Here is a 14,907-nt window from a genome sequence, read left to right on the forward strand (position 1 = left end):
GATCCCTGAAGCAGCCCCGATTGGCGCATGGAAACACGCCACGGGGCGCGTTGCTTCCCTCTCGCCTACCGTTCAGCGGAAAGCAGACGACGACAGCCCGCTCACGCCCCGATCTTCGCAAGACTCGCCCGGATCCCCGCCTGGAACGTCGCCTCGTCGAACTTCGCCGCATGGGCCACTAGGGCTGCCGGGTCCAGATCGACCTCCAGCTCGCGCTCGAACCGCTCGACCGCGTCGATCAGCCCCTCGACGCTCTGCTCGCGGTAGAAGACACCCGTCTGCCCCTCGACCACCGTGTCGAGAATGCCGCCGCGCCCATAGGCGATCACCGGGCGGCCCGAGGCCATGACCTCGACCGGCACGATGCCGAAATCCTCTTCGCCCGGGAAGATCAGCGCACGGCAGCGCGCCATATGCTCCTTCAGCACCGAGAACGGCGCCTTGCCGAGGAAGGTGACATTGTCCCCCGCCTTGGCCTTCAGCGCGTCGCGGGTCTTGTCCGGGCCGCCGATGACCACCAGCTTGCGGCCCATGCGGGTGAAGGCCTCGACCGCCTGATCGGGCCGCTTGTAGGGTGCCAGCTCCCCGGCCCAGAGGTAGAAATCGCCCAGTTCCTCCTTGGGCACGGGCGCGAAATCCTGCACCGCCACGGGGGGATGCACGATGTCCGACTCCCGGCGCCAGTATTTCTTCACCCGGTTCGCCACATGGGTCGAGTTCGAGGCAAAGCCATCGACCCGCGCGGCCGAGGTCACGTCCCAGCCGCGCAGCCCGTGGATCAGCGGCGGCATCAGCGTGCGCGTCAGCAGGCCCGAGCTGTTCCGGTAGGCGTGGTACTGGTCCCAGAGATAGCGCATCGGCGAATGCACGTAGCACAGGTGCGGCGCGTCGGGCGGCGCGATGACGCCCTTGGCCGGGCCGGACTCGGAGGAAATCACGAGGTCGTAGCCGGTGAGGTCGATCTCCTCCAGCGCCCGCGGCATCAGCGTCAGGTACTTCTGATAGAGCTTCGGCGCCATGGGCAGCCGCCCGATCCGCGTCTGGGTGATGCGGTGGGCGTTCAGCAGGTCACTGGTCTGCCCGGGCACGTGGACATGGGTGAAGATGTCGGCCTCAGGGAACATGCGGCAGAGGGATTCCAGCACCCGCTCGCCACCGCGCATTCCCACCAGCCAGTAGTGGATCAGCGCCACACGACGGGTCTCAGGCATATTCCGCGTATTCCCAGCTGTAGCTTTCGGGGCTGTTGTTCACATCCACCAGCGTCATCACGGTGCCGGTCACGGCAATGCCCTGATCGGCCAGCACACCCAGCCCCTGCCGCACGGCGGGCTTCGGCGTGTCGTTCCACTTCACGAGGTAGATCGCGCTGTCGGCCACCTTGCCGAGGACAAGCGCATCGGGCACCGAGAGCAGCGCCGGGCTGTCGATCAGGATCAGGTCATAGACCTCCTTCAGCCCGTCAATCACCGGCTTCATCCAGCTGACCTGAAGCTCGTCCGCATCCGCGGGCGTGGGCTTCTTCATCGAGATCACGTCGAAGCTGAAGCGCGCATCGGAATGCACCGCCTGATCCAGCGTGCAGCGATCGTGGATGAAATCGCCGAAGTCGTGCTCCATCCGCAGGCCAAAGCTGCGCTGCACCGAGGCGTGGCGCAGGTCGCCGTCGAGGACGAGCACCTTGCGCCCGGCCCGCGCGGCCATCTCGGCAAGGGCCATGACGGTGGTGGTCTTGCCCTCGCCGGGCAGCGAGGACATCACGAGGATCGCCTGCGCCCGCTTGGAGGATCCCAGAAGCGTCGTGCGCAGGTAGCGGATACGCTCGGCATAGGCGCCGTTCGGGTTCTGGCGCAGCTCGTTCACCGCCGCGGCGGAGGAGACCCAGGGCCCGGCGGGCAGCGTGGCGAGGATCGGCAGCTCGGTCTCGCGCTCCAGCTCGTCGGGACGGCGGAAGGCGTTGGAGGTCAGCGCCATGTAGAGCACGACGGCCAGCCCGCCCAGCATCCCCACCATGCCGCCCATGATGGTCATCAGCTTGGGCCGCGGTGCGGAGGGCGCGCCGGGAATGGTCGCCCGCTCGATCAGCTTGGCGTCGGGTTCCTGCAGCTGTTCCTGCGTCTGGGTCACGGTCAGCCGCGACAGCAGCGTCTCGTAGGCGGTGCGCGCGGCAGAGGCCTCGCGTTCCAGCTGGCGCAGGCCGATGGTGGTCTGGGACATCTCGGCCGCCTTTGCCTCGGTCTCGGCGACCTGATCGCGCATGGTCTGCTCGCGCAGGCGGGCCACTTCCACGTCCGAGCGCATCTGCTCGACGATCCGCAGCACTTCCTTGTCGAGCTGGTCGTTGAACCGGTCGATCTGGTTCTTCAGGCGCACGCGTTCGGGATGCTCGGGGCCAAAGCGTTCGGCCCAGACGGCATCGTCGCGCATCAGCGGTGCCCGTTCGGCGATCAGCTGTTCGATCAGCGGCGAGGTCACGACCTCGGCCACCGCGTCGACGCCGCCGGTGTCCATCAGCTGGGTCACGCGGTTCAGCTTGGCTTCCGCCGCGACGCGGTCGGTGCGGGCAAGGGCCAGCTGGTTGTTCAGCTCGGTCACCTGCTCCTGCGTGGTGGCAAGGCTGCCGCCCTCCGCCTGCAGGGACTGGGTGCGGTATTCTTCGACCTTCTGTTCGGCTACTTCCACGTCCTGACGCAGCTGGTCGACCCGGGCGCCGATCCAGTCGGAGGCGCGGGCGGCCTTGCCCTGACGGCTTTCCAGCTGGTCGGCGAGGTATTCATTGGCCAGCGAGTTCGCCAGCAGCATGGAGAGTTCCGGGCTCACCGTCTCGACCCAGATGCCGATGACGTAGCTTTCGCCCTCGCGGGCCACGGAGGTGGCGCGGCGGATCGCCCAGACGAGCGATTCCATATGCGCCTGTTCCTGCGCCTCGGGCGACAGCGGCGGCGGGCCCTCGGACCCCAGCAGGCCCTTCACGGTCGACTTGGCGCGGCTCATCAGCGAGGGCGTGGCAAGCGCGGGGTCGATCGGGGCGAGCTTCTCCATCCCGACGTCGCGGATCACCCGCTCGATCAGCAGGTTGGAGCGCAGCACCGCCACCTCGGAATTCACCACCTGATCGGTGAGGTCGAGGTTCGAGACCACCTCGGTATCCGTGACCATGCGGCTCTTGCGCGGGTCGAGCATGACCTTGGACAGCGCCGTATACTGCGGCGTGATCTGCGAGGTCAGCAGGAAGGCGATGATCATCCCGCCCAGCATGGCGCCGATAATGATCTTCTTGCGCTGCCAGACGGCGCGCAGCAGACCTTTCAGGTCAACGTAATCGGGTTCCTGCTCCGGCGATTTCGGAGAGCGGAACACAACGGGATCGGCATTCAGGTTCATGACCCTGGGGCTCACGGCAGGCTTCCTTGCTCGACAACGGACCCAACCGGCGCGTGCGCACCGGCGGCTCCCCCGACTGTGTTTCCGGTCCTATTGGCTGGACCTGTGGGGCCTGTGGCCCGGTGACCTTTGCGGTCCTTGTGCCCGGGACCGGATGACCCGCAGGCGAAGGAGTTACATCCAGTTACGGAGCAACCCCGCGAAGAGTTTCACTTATAGGGGCGTTTCTGTCAGAAAAATGGCATGTCGTCAAAGAAAACGCCGGGCAGCCCGCGGTTTCGTGAACGTTCGATGACAATCAACGGGAGAGCAGTGGATTGCGCTGACAACCCCAGCTAATCCGCCACAAAATGGCCTCAATCGACCGGATCGATGTGCCCATAGCGCACCAGCATCCCGCCACGCGACAGGCCCGCCGCCATCCCGGCCATCAGGAAGAACGTGATTCCCAGATCCGGCGTGGCCAGCGTCAGCATCCCCGAGACCAGCATTGCCAGCCCGCCCGCCTTCAGCCCCTTGATCACCGCATCGCGGCGCGGATCGCCCGTGCGCCGTGACAGCCGCAGCGTCGCGCCAAGGAACAGCGCCCAAAGCGCCGTGCCGATCACCCCCAGCGAGGCCAGCACCGCCAGCAGCCAGTTCGACGCCCGGACCGAGCCGAGCCCCGCCCCCAGCATGCCGGTGTCGATGAAGTTCTCCCAGGCCTGCGCGTTCCAGCTCATCCGCTCCACCCCGGACTGGCTGTCGAGCTTGTCGAAGAGCGTCCGGTCGAGGTAGGCGGTCACCGGTTCGACCATGTGGTAGGCCGCAAAGATCGCGATGGCGAGGAACCACGCCGCCATGGTGCCGAAGATCAGCGCCGTGGCCGCCCGGCGCGGCACATCGGGCTTGAGCCCGGCCACCATGTGCCAGAGCGCCAGCGTCATCAGGAAGGCCACGAGCGCCACGTAGGCCGAGGAGGAGGTCGAGCGCAGCAGCACGATCCCGGTCATGATCAGCGCAAAGCCCGCCCGCTTGGAATGGGTGCCGTTGATCCAGTAGAGCAGCCAGAATCCGAACAGGCCGAGCGAGAAATACCCGAAGGACGACGCCTCGGGGAAGCCCCCGACCATGCGCTTGATCCCCATCAGCCGATGCTCGAAGAGCATCGCGTAATTGGCTGATCTCAAAGGCTCCAGCAGGAAAGTCGTCCCGGTCATGCCGGTCAGGATGTCGAGCCACCCCATGCCCACGTGCACCACCGTCGCGGCCCCCACGGCCTTCAGCGCCAGATCGGCGGAGGGGCGCATCCGGAAGAGCACCGCCATCGCATAGAAGGCCATGCCCCCCAGCAGGATGCGGAAGAGCTGTGTCAGGTTGCCATTGGTCGGCCGCAGCGGGACCGAGATGATCCCCCCGTCATTGGCCGCACGCGAGAGCGAGAAGACCTCGGTCTGGCCTGCAAACAGACGCGGGAAGAAGAGTGTGGCGACGATGGAATAGACCAGCAGCAGCAGCAGCCAGAACCCGGGCTGCCACGGCCGCATCGCCCCGGCGATCCGTGCCAGCCCGTAGGGCGTCAGGCACAGCAGCGCAAAGAGCGTCAGCGTGGCAAGGTCGAGCAGCAGGATCGAGGCCCCGCCCGCCGCCGGCAGGTTGAAGGCCGCAGCCGCCCCCAGCGGTGTCATTGCCCAGAACAGCGCCATGCCCTTGTAGGGCCCGCGCCAGATCAGCACCCCGCAGACGATCAGGGCAATCAGGGTGCTGGATACGAACTGCAATCAAACCTCCGCGCGCGATGGCGCGACCATAACGGCGATCCCCCGGGATGGGCAGCGAATTTCTCACCGCCGGGTGTGTGCGCCACCTGCCCCTGTGCCATGCTTGCAGCACCCCCTGTTGCGCGGCAGTCTCTCAAGGCCGGTCCCGCCGGAGAATCGCCACACCCCACTCACGGGTGCAGGCGAACTCCGGGGCCCGGTTCAGAAGAGGGCCAGACAGCCCATGGGGAGAACCTGACGCATGATGTTCGGCGAAGAGCGCGTGCTGCTGCCCGATCCGCAGCCCCAGCGCCGCGGACCGGGACCTGTCTCCCGTGCGCTGCGGGGATTGGCGCCCTATCGGTGCGCGCAGAGGGCGATGCTTTGCCTGACGATCGGTGCGGCCCTGCCCGCCGCCCTTTCTGCCGAGACCAGCCCGCCGCGTGTCGGCCCGGACCTCGCCGCCGCCTCCAACTTCGGTCAGGGCTGGCGGCCCGATCTCTATGATGCGGCCATCTCCCTCGGCATCCGGGACTTCCGCGATGCGGTCTACTGGGACCGAGTGGAACGGGACGGCGTCTACAATTACGCCGCCGAGCGCGACAGCTATCCCCGGCTGATGCCCCACACCGGCGCGCGTATGAGCCTTACAGTGAACAACGGCCACCCCGACCACGAGGACGGCCTCACCCCCAGCACACCCGAGGCGATCTCCGCCTTCGCCCGCTTTGCCGCGCGCACGGCCACGCGCTATCCCGCGATCCGCGCGGTCGAGGTCGGCAACGAGGTGAATTCGACCAATTTCATCGCGGGCCCGATGGCAGACGCCCCGCTGGCGGACCGCCCGGCCTATTCGCTGGCGCTGCTGAAGGCGACCCATGATGCGGTGAAGGCCTCCCGGCCCGAAGTCGAGATCCTCGGCGGCGGGCTGCATTCCATCCCCACCGCCTGGCTGGCAGAGCTCTTTGCCCTCGGCGCGGGGGATTACATGGATGCGCTTGCCCTGCATCCCTACGACACCGCGCCCGAGCAACTGGTGCGGCAGGTGGACTGGATGCGCCGCATCCCGGGGCTGGAGACGATGCCGCTGCAGATCACCGAGTTCGGCACCACCGATGCGCAGGCCGCGCCGGGGCTGCTGCTGCGCTCGCACTGCCAGATGGCGCTTGCCGGGGTGACCCGCGCGGCGTGGTATCCGCTGCATCCGCGCGGCGACGGGCTGGAACCGCTGCTGACCGATGCCGCAACCCCGACCCGCACGGGCCGGGTCTTCCATGTTGCGCAGACCCGGCTCTCGGGCCGCGCGGTGACGGACATCGCCCCCGATCCCTTCACCTATGGCTGTCTTTACGAGGGCGGTACGCTGCTGCTCTGGGGCGCCCGGCGCGAGGTGGTCCCGGCCGCCGGCATGCAGCGGCTCGATGCGGAGGGCCACCCGCTGCCCTCCGGCCCGATCCTGCTGAGCGAGACAGAGCCGCTGATCCTCGTCCCCCGGCCCGGTCAGCCCGCGCCGCGCAGCCTCGCCGCGGCCGCCACGCTGGCCCCGCAGACCCGCCTTGCCGACAGTTTCGACCAGTTCGACCTGCGCAACGGCGGCGCCTTCGAGGTGCTGGCGACGAATTGGACCGGCACCCCGCCGCTCTCAGCGCGCGAGGGCCAGTGGCGCGAGGGCGTGCCCTGGGTGCCCTACCTCGGCCTCGACAGCGACCCGGAGGTGCGGGTGCTCCCCGAAAGCCTCTATCCCGGCGGTGCCGAGGCGCTGATCTTCCGCCACGTGGCCGCACATGACGGCCCCGCGACGTTGCATATCACCCTGCGCCCGGCAGAGCGCAGCGAGGACGGCGTGACCCTTGCGGTCACGTTGAACGGCGCGGCTGTGCTGGAAACGCCGGTTCCGGAGGGGCTGGATCAGGCGCTGCCGCTGACGCTCGCCCCCGGCGATGTGCTGGAAATCGGGATCGGCCCCGGCGCGACGGTGCGCGGCGACGTGACGGCCTATCGCTTCACCCTGACGGCGGGTTGATGGGGGGCTGACTGCACCCTGATGGCGGGCTGAGGCGCGCGCCCTGCCCGCCTGCTCAGACGCGTCTGCTTAAACGCAGGCCAGCAGCCGGTCGATCGCCTCCCAGGCCTCGGCCTGAACGCGGGCGTGGCGGTCGGGGTCGATGCCCCGCGCCATGGCGGCCTCCAGCACCTCGGCCACCGAGGCGCCACCGGCCTCTGCCGCGCCGACGAAGGCCGCCTCCTGCCCGACGGAGGCAAAGAAGCTCTCCACCTTGCGGTCCCAGCCAAGGCCGACGACCGGCAGGCCATAGGAATGGGCGATGATGCAGGCGTGCAGCCGGTGGGCCACCACCGCGTCGAAGCCCGCCACCAGATGCGCCAGACCGCCCGGCCGGGTCGGCACCGCGGCCATGGTCAGCGCGCCGGAGGAGACGAGATCCGCCATCTCCTGCCCCAGCCGCTGCTGGAAGGCCGCGTCTTCCTCGGCCCCGTTGCTGAACAGCGTGACCCGGTGGCCCGCCGCGATCAGCGCCAGCACGAGATCCTTGTGCAGCGACCCGCCGCCCGCGACCTCGGCATCGGCGTGATAGGCCAGCAGCGCGGGATCGGTGCAGCAGATGCCGATCCCGCCGGGGCGCTGCGCGGGGGCGCCGTAGCAGGCGGCGGCCAGCAAGCCCGGATCGCGGGTCAGCACCGCCTGCGGCGCGGGATTGCCCGTCTGGCTGCGCCAGGCCTCGATCGAGGGCGCGTCGCGCAGGCCCACCATGCGCAGGTCCGTGGCCAGCAGGTCGAGGAAAAGCGCGCGGCCTTTCGCGGTCCAGTTCTTCGACACGCCCGCGGCAAAGATCGCGGCAGGCACGTCGCCCGCCCGGATCGCCCGCGCGGCGGCAGAGAGCTTGATGCAGAAGTTCAGATCGGCGTCCGAGAGGATCTGCCCGCCGCCCACCACGGCAAGGTCCGCGCCCTCCAGCTCCTGCTGCCAGCCTTCCGCGAAGCGCGCGACCATCGGCCCCAGCTTGGCCAGCACGACCCGCTGGCGCAGGGCCAGCGGCATCAGCCCCAGCACTTTCATCACCAGCTGGCGGTTCTTCACCACCACCTCGTCAAAGCCCTGCCGGCCTGAGATGTCGATTGTCACCACCTCGGCCCCCGGCGCGCGGGTGGCGATCCCGTGGGCAAGACATTCCGCGATGATCCCGTCGCCGAGGTTGGGGCTGTAGTGCAAACCGAACTGAACGACTTTCATCTCACCCTCTCGACACAGGCCCTCGCAATAAGGGACCGCCACAGGCTTACCGCAAGGTCACAGATGCTGCCCCGTCTTGCGTCCCCCCCTTGCGGTTCTTTTGCGAAAGGTTGCAACATCGCCACGCATGGCCCCCGCGCCGCCGCCAAGGACCCCCGATGCCCGACACCACGCTGACCGACGACGCCGAGCGCGCGCCCCACGCCGCGCAGCCCACGGGATCGCCCGGCGCCCGCCCTCGTATCGTCATCCTGAACGATTCCAGCGTGGCCAAGGGCGGCGCGACCGGGCTCGCCGTCTGGTCGGCCAAGCTGCTGGATGCGGCGGGCTGCGACGTGACCTATCTTGCGGGCGATGACGGCAACGCGCCCTCGCTGGAGGGCACCGGCGTCACCTGCATCGGGCTTGGCGGTGCGCGGCTGATGGAGGCCGGGCGGCTGACGGCGCTGACCAAGGGCCTGCACAACGCCCCGGCGCAGCGGGCACTGGCCGACTACATCGCCAAGACCGACACGCCCGACACGGTCTATCACCTGCATGGCTGGGCGCAGATCTTCTCTCCTGCCGTCTTCGGTGCCCTGCGCCCCGTGGCGCCGCGCGTGGTGATCCACGCCCATGACTATTTCCTCGCCTGTCCCAACGGCGCCCATTACGACTACCGCAACATGCGCAACTGCGACCGCATCCAGCTGAGCGGCAGCTGCCTGCTGGCCAATTGCGACAAGCGCAACGCGATGCAGAAGGGCTGGCGCGTGCTGCGGCAGGTGAACCTGATGCGCCTGCTGGACAAGACCGCGCCGTGGGGCGCGATCGCGCTGATCCACCCCGGCCTGCGCGAGGTCATGGAACAGGCGGGCTACCCCTCCGATATGCTGCGCGTGGTGCGCAACCCCGCAGCCCCCCTGACGCCCGAGCGCATCCGGGTGGAGGAGAACGACCAGATCGTCTTCATCGGGCGGCTGACCGAGGAAAAGGGCGTGCCGGAGCTGGCGCAGGTGTGCGACGCTCATGACCTGCCCCTGACCCTGATCGGCGACGGCCCCCTGCGCGAGAAGATCGCCGCGCGCTATCCGCAGTTCACCATGCCCGGCTGGGTGGCCCACGACCAGATCGGCCAGCACCTGACCCGGGCGCGGATGCTGGTGATGCCGTCGCGCGCGCCGGAGCCCTTCGGGCTGGTGGCGGCCGAGGCCTCGGCCTCGGGCCTGCCGGTGGTGATCCCCGACCTCGCGCTTCTGGCCGGAGAGATCGACCGGCGCGGGCTGGGGCTGACCTATCACCGCACAGATGGGTCGATGCTGGCGGCGGCGCTGAAGAAACTCTCGGCGATGCCGGCCGAGGAGATCCGCGAGATGTCGCTGCGCTGCACCGATCCCGAGAATGCCATCGCCATGACACCCGAGGCCTGGACGCAGGCGCTGCTCGACCTCTACGGCGTGCTGCTGCGCCGGGGCTGACCTGCGCAGGCCCTAAGCGCCCGCCGCCTGCGCCTGAGCGAGGCTGAAAAGCGCCCGCACCAGCTTGCCGCCGCGCCGTTCGCGCAGGCAGACCAGCGCCTCGTCCATCTGGAGGCCCTGCGCGCCCGTGATCTCCAGCGCGTGCAATCTCTCGTCCGGCGTGAACTCCGCCGCCGAGACGACACCGACCCCCAGACCGGCCGCCACGATCTCCCGCACCGCCTCGCGGCCCTCGGCCACGACGGCGGGATCGAGGCTCAACCCAAGCACTGCTGCGGCCTCTTCCAGCTTGCGGCGGGTGCGCGATCCCGGCTCGCGCAGGACCAGAGCTTGTTCCGGCAACGCACTCATATGGATGAATTTTTCTGAGGACAGAGGATGGTCTTTCGAGACGAAGGCCACCAGCGGCGCGGAATCCAGCGGCACCCAGTCCAGCGTGCGCACCTGCGGGAATTCTCCCAGCACGCCGACGTCGGCCTCATAGCGGTGCAGCCGCTCCACCACCTCGGTCGCATTGCCGACGCGGAGCGAAACCTTCACCCCCGGATGCTGCGCCCGGAAGCGGGTCAGCAGGCCGGTGACGTGATGCGCGCTGTCCGCCACGATCCGCAACGTCCCTGCCCGCAGCGCGCGGCTTTCCGACAGAAGCTCCAGCGCCTGATGCTCGGTCTCGAACAGCCGCCGGGTGATCTCTAGCAACCGTCGGCCCTCCTCGGTCAGAGTGACCTGCTTCTTGCGCCGGTCGAAGAGCAGGATGTCGTATTCCTCCTCCAGCTTGCGGACCTGATCGGAAATTGCGGGCTGGGTCAGGAAAAGCGCCTCCGCCGCACGGGAAAATCCGCCGTGCAAGGCCACATGGTGAAAGGCACGAAGCTGGGTATAGCGCATGTCCCCTCTCTATCCATCAGTTAGACTTATGGAAAGATACAAAGGAACGATTTTTCATATGATCAACCCCGTGCCACAAGGGGACAACCCACGACGAGGTGCGCCATGACCAACCTGCCCGATCCCCACGAGGGAGAGCCCTTCCTCCTCACCCCCGGCCCGCTGACCACGGCCTACGAGGTCAAGCAGGCGATGCTGCGCGACTGGGGCAGCTGGGACGGCGATTTCCGCGCCATGACCGCACGGGTCTGCTCGGAGCTGGTCACCATGGCCAACGGGGCCGACGAATACGTCTGCGTGCCGATGCAGGGCTCCGGCTCCTTCGGGGTGGAGGCGATGCTGGGCACGCTGGTGCCGCGCCACGGCAAGGTGCTGGTGCTGGCCAACGGCGCCTACGGCAAGCGCGCGGCCGAGACGCTGGCCTACCTTGGCCGCGACCACGAGGTGATCGACAAGGGTGATTACCTGCCGCCGCGCGGCGAAGAGGTCCGCGCCGCCCTGAAGGCCGATCCCGCCATTACCCATGTGATCGCGATCCACTGCGAGACCTCCTCGGGCATCCTGAACCCGCTGGAGGAGATCGCCAAGGTCGTGGCCGAAGAGGACTGCCGCCTGCTGATCGACAGCATGTCGGCCTTCGGTGCCCTGCCGGTGGACGTGAAGGCCCTGCGGGCCGAGGCCGTCGTCTCCTCCGCCAACAAATGCATCGAGGGCGTGCCCGGCTTCTCCTTCGTCATCGCCCGGCGCAGCGCGCTGGAAGAGGCCAAGGGCAACGCCCATTCCCTCGCCCTGGACCTCTATGCGCAGTGGGCCTACCTCGAGAAGACCGGCCAGTGGCGCTATACGCCGCCGACCCATGTCATGGCCGCCTTCGACAAGGCCCTGACGCTCCATGCCGCGGAGGGCGGCGTGGCGGCCCGGGGCAAGCGCTACCGCGAAAACCGCGATGTCATGGTCGAGGGCATGCGCGATCTCGGCTTCGAGACGCTGCTGAAGGATGGCTGGCTCTCGCCGATCATCGTCACCTTCTTCTGCCCCGCCGATCCCCGCTTTGCCTTCAACGCCTTCTACGAGGGGATGAAGGCGCGCGGCTTCATCATCTATCCCGGCAAGCTGACCGTGGTGGAGAGCTTCCGCATCGGTTGCATCGGGCAGATGGACGCCGCGATCATGCGCCGCGTGGTCGCCGCCGCCAAGGAGACGCTGGCGGACATGGGCGTCGAAAGCGCCGCCCCGCCAGCCGAGGCCCTTGCCGAACGCGCCCGCCTCGCGGCCTGAGCGCGGAAGACGCCAGCAAGACCCGGGGGCGCGCGTCTCGCAGCGCCCCTTTCGCCTGACACCCGGCCCCTGCGGCCACCGCTGACATCCGGCCCAGAGGGCCACCAGACAGACCCGAATGGAAGAGACCCCGATGACCCATCCCATCGCCGTGACCGTGAACGACCGCAGCTATCCCTGGCCCAAGGTGCCCGCCATCGCCATCTGCCTTGACGGCTGCGAGCCGGAGTACCTCGACGTGGCGATCGCCAAGGGGCTGATGCCGACGCTGGAGCGGATGCGCAAGGACGGCACCTCGCGGCTGGCCCATTCGGTGATCCCCTCCTTCACCAACCCCAACAACCTCTCCATCGCCACCGGCCGCCCGCCGGCGGTGCATGGCATCTGCGGCAATTACCTCTATGAGCCCGAGACCGGCGAAGAGGTGATGATGAACGACGTGCGCTTCCTGCGCGCGCCCACGATCTTCGGCACCTTCTACGATGCCGGCGCCCGCGTCGCCGTGGTGACGGCCAAGGACAAGCTGCGCGCCCTGCTCGGCTCGGGCCTGAAGTTCGACGAAGACCGCGCGATCTGCTTCTCGTCCGAGAAATCCGACACCGCCACCAAGGCAGAGAACGGCATCGACAAGGCCAATGAGTGGCTGGGCCGCGACGTGCCGGAGGTCTATTCGGCAGAGCTGTCGGAATTCGTCTTCGCCGCGGGCGTCAAGCTGCTGGCCGAGTGGAAGCCGGACGTCATGTACCTGACCACCACCGACTACGTGCAGCACAAGTACGCCCCCGATGAGCCCGAGGCACAGGCCTTCTACGAGATGTTCGATGGCTACCTCGCGCAGCTCGACGCCATGGGCGCGGCCATCGTGGTGACGGCGGATCACGGCATGAAGCCCAAGCACCTCGCCGATGGCTCCCCCGCCGTGGTCTATGTGCAGGACCTGCTGGACGAATGGCTGGGCGCGGCTGCGGCCCGTGTCATCCTGCCGATCACCGATCCTTACGTGGTGCACCACGGCGCGCTCGGCTCCTTCGCCACCGCCTATCTGCCCGAGGGCGCGGACGAGGCCGGGATCATCGCCAAGCTGGCCGCCACCGACGGGATCATCGAGGTGGTGAACAAGGCCGAGGCGGTGGAACGCTACGAGCTGCCCGCCGACCGGATCGGGGACATCGTCATGATCTCGGGCGAGAACATGACGATCGGCACCTCCGCCCACCGCCACGACCTCGCCGCGCTGAAGGAGCCGCTGCGCTCCCACGGCGGGCTGACCGAGCAGGAAGTGCCCTTCATCTCGAACCGCATCCTCGACCTGCCCGGCGCGCCCACCCTGCGCAACTTCGACGCCTTCTTCTGGGCCACCACGGCAGCGGCGCAATGACCGCCCCGATCCCCTTCCGGAAGGAGCAGATGCGCATCGCGGGCCGCAAGGTCGATTGCGATGACCATATCCCGGTGATCTACCCCTACACGGGCGAGACCATCGGCTCGGTCCCCGCGGGCCGGGCCGAGCACGCGGCAGAGGCCTTCGAGATCGCGGCGGGCTATACGCCCACGCTCACCCGCTACGAGCGCCAGCAGATCCTGTTCAACACCGCGAAGATCATCTCGGAGCGCAAGGCGGAACTGGCGCCGATCATCACGGCGGAGCTTGGGATCTCGCTGGCCGATGCGCTCTATGAATGCGGCCGGGCCTATGACGTCTACACGCTGGCGGGCCAGCTTTGCATTCAGGACGACGGGCAGATCTTCTCCTGCGACCTGACGCCCCACGGCAAGGCGCGCAAGATCTTCACCCTGCGCGAGCCGCTGCGGGCGATTTCGGCGATCACGCCGTTCAACCACCCGCTGAACATGGTCAGCCACAAGATCGCCCCCGCCATCGCCACCAACAACTGCATCGTGGTGAAGCCGACCGAGCTGACGCCGCTGACCGCGCTGTGGCTGGCGGATGCGCTCTACGAGGCCGGGCTGCCGCCGCAGATGCTTTCCGTGGTGACCGGCCTGCCGGGCGACATCGGCGATGCGATGATCACCGATCCGAACTTCGACCTGATCACCTTCACCGGCGGCGTGCCCGTGGGCAAGATGATCGCGGCCAAGGCGGTCTACAAGAAGCAGGTGCTGGAGCTTGGCGGGAACGATCCGCTGATCATCTGCAACGACCTGTCGGATGCGGACCTCGCCAAGGCCGCCGACCTTGCCGTGGCCGGGGCGACCAAGAACTCCGGTCAGCGCTGTACGGCGGTGAAGCGCATCCTCTGTCAGGAGAGCGTCGCGGACCGTTTCGTGCCCCTCGTGCTGGAACGCGCCCGCGCCCTGCGGTTCGGCGATCCGATGGACCCCGCGACCGAGCTTGGCTGCGTCGTCTCGGCCCGCGCGGCCGAGACCTTCGAGGCCCGCGTGATGGCCGCCGAGGCCGAGGGCGCGCAGATCCTCTACCACCCGGGGCGCAGCGGCGCGCTGCTGCCGCCCATCGTCGTCGATCACGTGAACCACGGCAGCGAGCTGGTGCAGGAGGAGACCTTCGGCCCCGTGGTGCCGATCATCCGGGTGCCGGACGACGACGCGGCGGTGATGGAGATTTCGAACTCCACCGCCTTCGGTCTGTCCTCTGGCGTCTGTGTAAATGCCTTTCAGCGGATGCAGGCCTATATTGCGGGTTTGCAGGTTGGAACGGTTAACATTTGGGAAGTTCCCGGCTACCGTATCGAAATGTCGCCTTTTGGCGGCATCAAAGACAGCGGAAACGGCGAGAAGGAGGGCGTGATGGAAGCGATGAAAAGCTTTACCAACGTCAAGACCTTCTCCCTCCCATGGGGATAAGATTTGGGAGATTTCCGCTGAGTATCAGTACCTTGCACGATCAATTTCAGATTGGGCAAAAAGTGTTAATCCGGCGTTAACCCGCGAG

The 14,907-nt window shown here is 67.9% G+C and carries 10 protein-coding genes; 5 read left to right on the plus strand and 5 right to left on the minus strand.

Going from position 1 to position 14,907, the window contains the following annotated elements; all coding sequences use genetic code 11:
- Positions 1 to 101 precede the first annotated feature (101 nt).
- From LCM32_RS15175 to LCM32_RS15185, 3 genes are all read right to left on the minus strand, one after another.
- The gene (locus tag LCM32_RS15175; RefSeq protein WP_224821924.1) at positions 102 to 1,211 is read right to left on the minus strand and encodes a glycosyltransferase; all 1,110 of its coding nucleotides are present in this window, start codon (positions 1,209 to 1,211) and stop codon (positions 102 to 104) included.
- Positions 1,204 to 3,399 carry a GumC family protein gene (locus tag LCM32_RS15180; protein ID WP_224821925.1) on the minus strand — a complete coding sequence of 732 codons (2,196 nt, stop codon included), beginning with the start codon at positions 3,397 to 3,399 and terminating at the stop codon, positions 1,204 to 1,206. Before LCM32_RS15180 ends, LCM32_RS15175 begins: the two co-directional genes overlap by 8 nt.
- 341 nt (positions 3,400 to 3,740) lie before the next feature.
- Positions 3,741 to 5,144 (minus strand): hypothetical protein, encoded by a 1,404-nt coding sequence (locus LCM32_RS15185; RefSeq protein ID WP_224821926.1) that lies wholly within the window; start codon positions 5,142 to 5,144, stop codon positions 3,741 to 3,743.
- Positions 5,145 to 5,502: 358 nt separating this feature from the next.
- On the opposite strand from LCM32_RS15185, the gene LCM32_RS15190 reads away from it, so the two are divergent.
- Positions 5,503 to 7,146, plus strand: a complete 1,644-nt coding sequence (locus LCM32_RS15190) for a hypothetical protein (protein ID WP_224821927.1) — start codon at positions 5,503 to 5,505, stop codon at positions 7,144 to 7,146.
- 69 nt (positions 7,147 to 7,215) lie between these two features.
- Here the strand turns inward: LCM32_RS15190 and LCM32_RS15195 are convergent, their stop codons facing one another.
- A complete protein-coding gene (locus LCM32_RS15195; RefSeq protein WP_224821928.1) occupies positions 7,216 to 8,373 on the minus strand; it encodes a polysaccharide pyruvyl transferase family protein in 1,158 nt (385 codons plus the stop codon).
- Between the two features lie 158 nt (positions 8,374 to 8,531).
- Here LCM32_RS15195 and LCM32_RS15200 point away from each other — a divergent pair, with 158 nt between their 5' ends.
- On the plus strand, positions 8,532 to 9,830 hold the full coding sequence (locus LCM32_RS15200) for a glycosyltransferase family 4 protein (protein ID WP_224821929.1): 1,299 nt from the start codon (positions 8,532 to 8,534) through the stop codon (positions 9,828 to 9,830).
- 12 nt (positions 9,831 to 9,842) lie between these two features.
- Here the strand turns inward: LCM32_RS15200 and LCM32_RS15205 are convergent, their stop codons facing one another.
- Entirely contained in the window at positions 9,843 to 10,718 is an 876-nt protein-coding gene (locus LCM32_RS15205; RefSeq protein ID WP_224821930.1) for a LysR substrate-binding domain-containing protein, read from the minus strand.
- 105 nt (positions 10,719 to 10,823) lie between these two features.
- On the opposite strand from LCM32_RS15205, the gene LCM32_RS15210 reads away from it, so the two are divergent.
- The 3 genes from LCM32_RS15210 to phnY all read left to right on the plus strand — a co-directional run bounded on the left by LCM32_RS15210 (position 10,824) and on the right by phnY (position 14,819).
- Positions 10,824 to 11,996, plus strand: coding sequence for a 2-aminoethylphosphonate--pyruvate transaminase (locus LCM32_RS15210; protein ID WP_224821931.1), 1,173 nt, complete (start codon positions 10,824 to 10,826; stop codon positions 11,994 to 11,996).
- A 118-nt stretch (positions 11,997 to 12,114) separates the two neighbouring features.
- Positions 12,115 to 13,374, plus strand: coding sequence for a phosphonoacetate hydrolase (phnA, locus tag LCM32_RS15215; protein WP_224821932.1), 1,260 nt, complete (start codon positions 12,115 to 12,117; stop codon positions 13,372 to 13,374).
- Positions 13,371 to 14,819 carry a phosphonoacetaldehyde dehydrogenase gene (gene phnY / locus LCM32_RS15220; RefSeq protein ID WP_224821933.1) on the plus strand — a complete coding sequence of 483 codons (1,449 nt, stop codon included), beginning with the start codon at positions 13,371 to 13,373 and terminating at the stop codon, positions 14,817 to 14,819. Before phnA ends, phnY begins: the two co-directional genes overlap by 4 nt.
- The last annotated feature ends 88 nt before the right edge of the window (positions 14,820 to 14,907 follow it).

This window comes from Pseudooceanicola nanhaiensis, from assembly GCF_020171315.1.
GTDB lineage: Bacteria > Pseudomonadota > Alphaproteobacteria > Rhodobacterales > Rhodobacteraceae > Pseudooceanicola > Pseudooceanicola nanhaiensis_A.

Excerpts from the sequence above, each read along its gene's own strand:
- LCM32_RS15175 (WP_224821924.1), bottom strand. The coding sequence starts at position 1,211 with ATGCCTGAGACCCGTCGTGTGGCGCTGATCCACTACTGGCTGGTGGGA.
- phnY (WP_224821933.1), top strand. The coding sequence starts at position 13,371 with ATGACCGCCCCGATCCCCTTCCGGAAGGAGCAGATGCGCATCGCGGGC.
- LCM32_RS15195 (WP_224821928.1), bottom strand. The coding sequence starts at position 8,373 with ATGAAAGTCGTTCAGTTCGGTTTGCACTACAGCCCCAACCTCGGCGAC.
- LCM32_RS15210 (WP_224821931.1), top strand. The coding sequence starts at position 10,824 with ATGACCAACCTGCCCGATCCCCACGAGGGAGAGCCCTTCCTCCTCACC.
- LCM32_RS15200 (WP_224821929.1), top strand. The coding sequence starts at position 8,532 with ATGCCCGACACCACGCTGACCGACGACGCCGAGCGCGCGCCCCACGCC.
- phnA (WP_224821932.1), top strand. The coding sequence starts at position 12,115 with ATGGAAGAGACCCCGATGACCCATCCCATCGCCGTGACCGTGAACGAC.
- LCM32_RS15205 (WP_224821930.1), bottom strand. The coding sequence starts at position 10,718 with ATGCGCTATACCCAGCTTCGTGCCTTTCACCATGTGGCCTTGCACGGC.
- LCM32_RS15190 (WP_224821927.1), top strand. The coding sequence starts at position 5,503 with ATGCTTTGCCTGACGATCGGTGCGGCCCTGCCCGCCGCCCTTTCTGCC.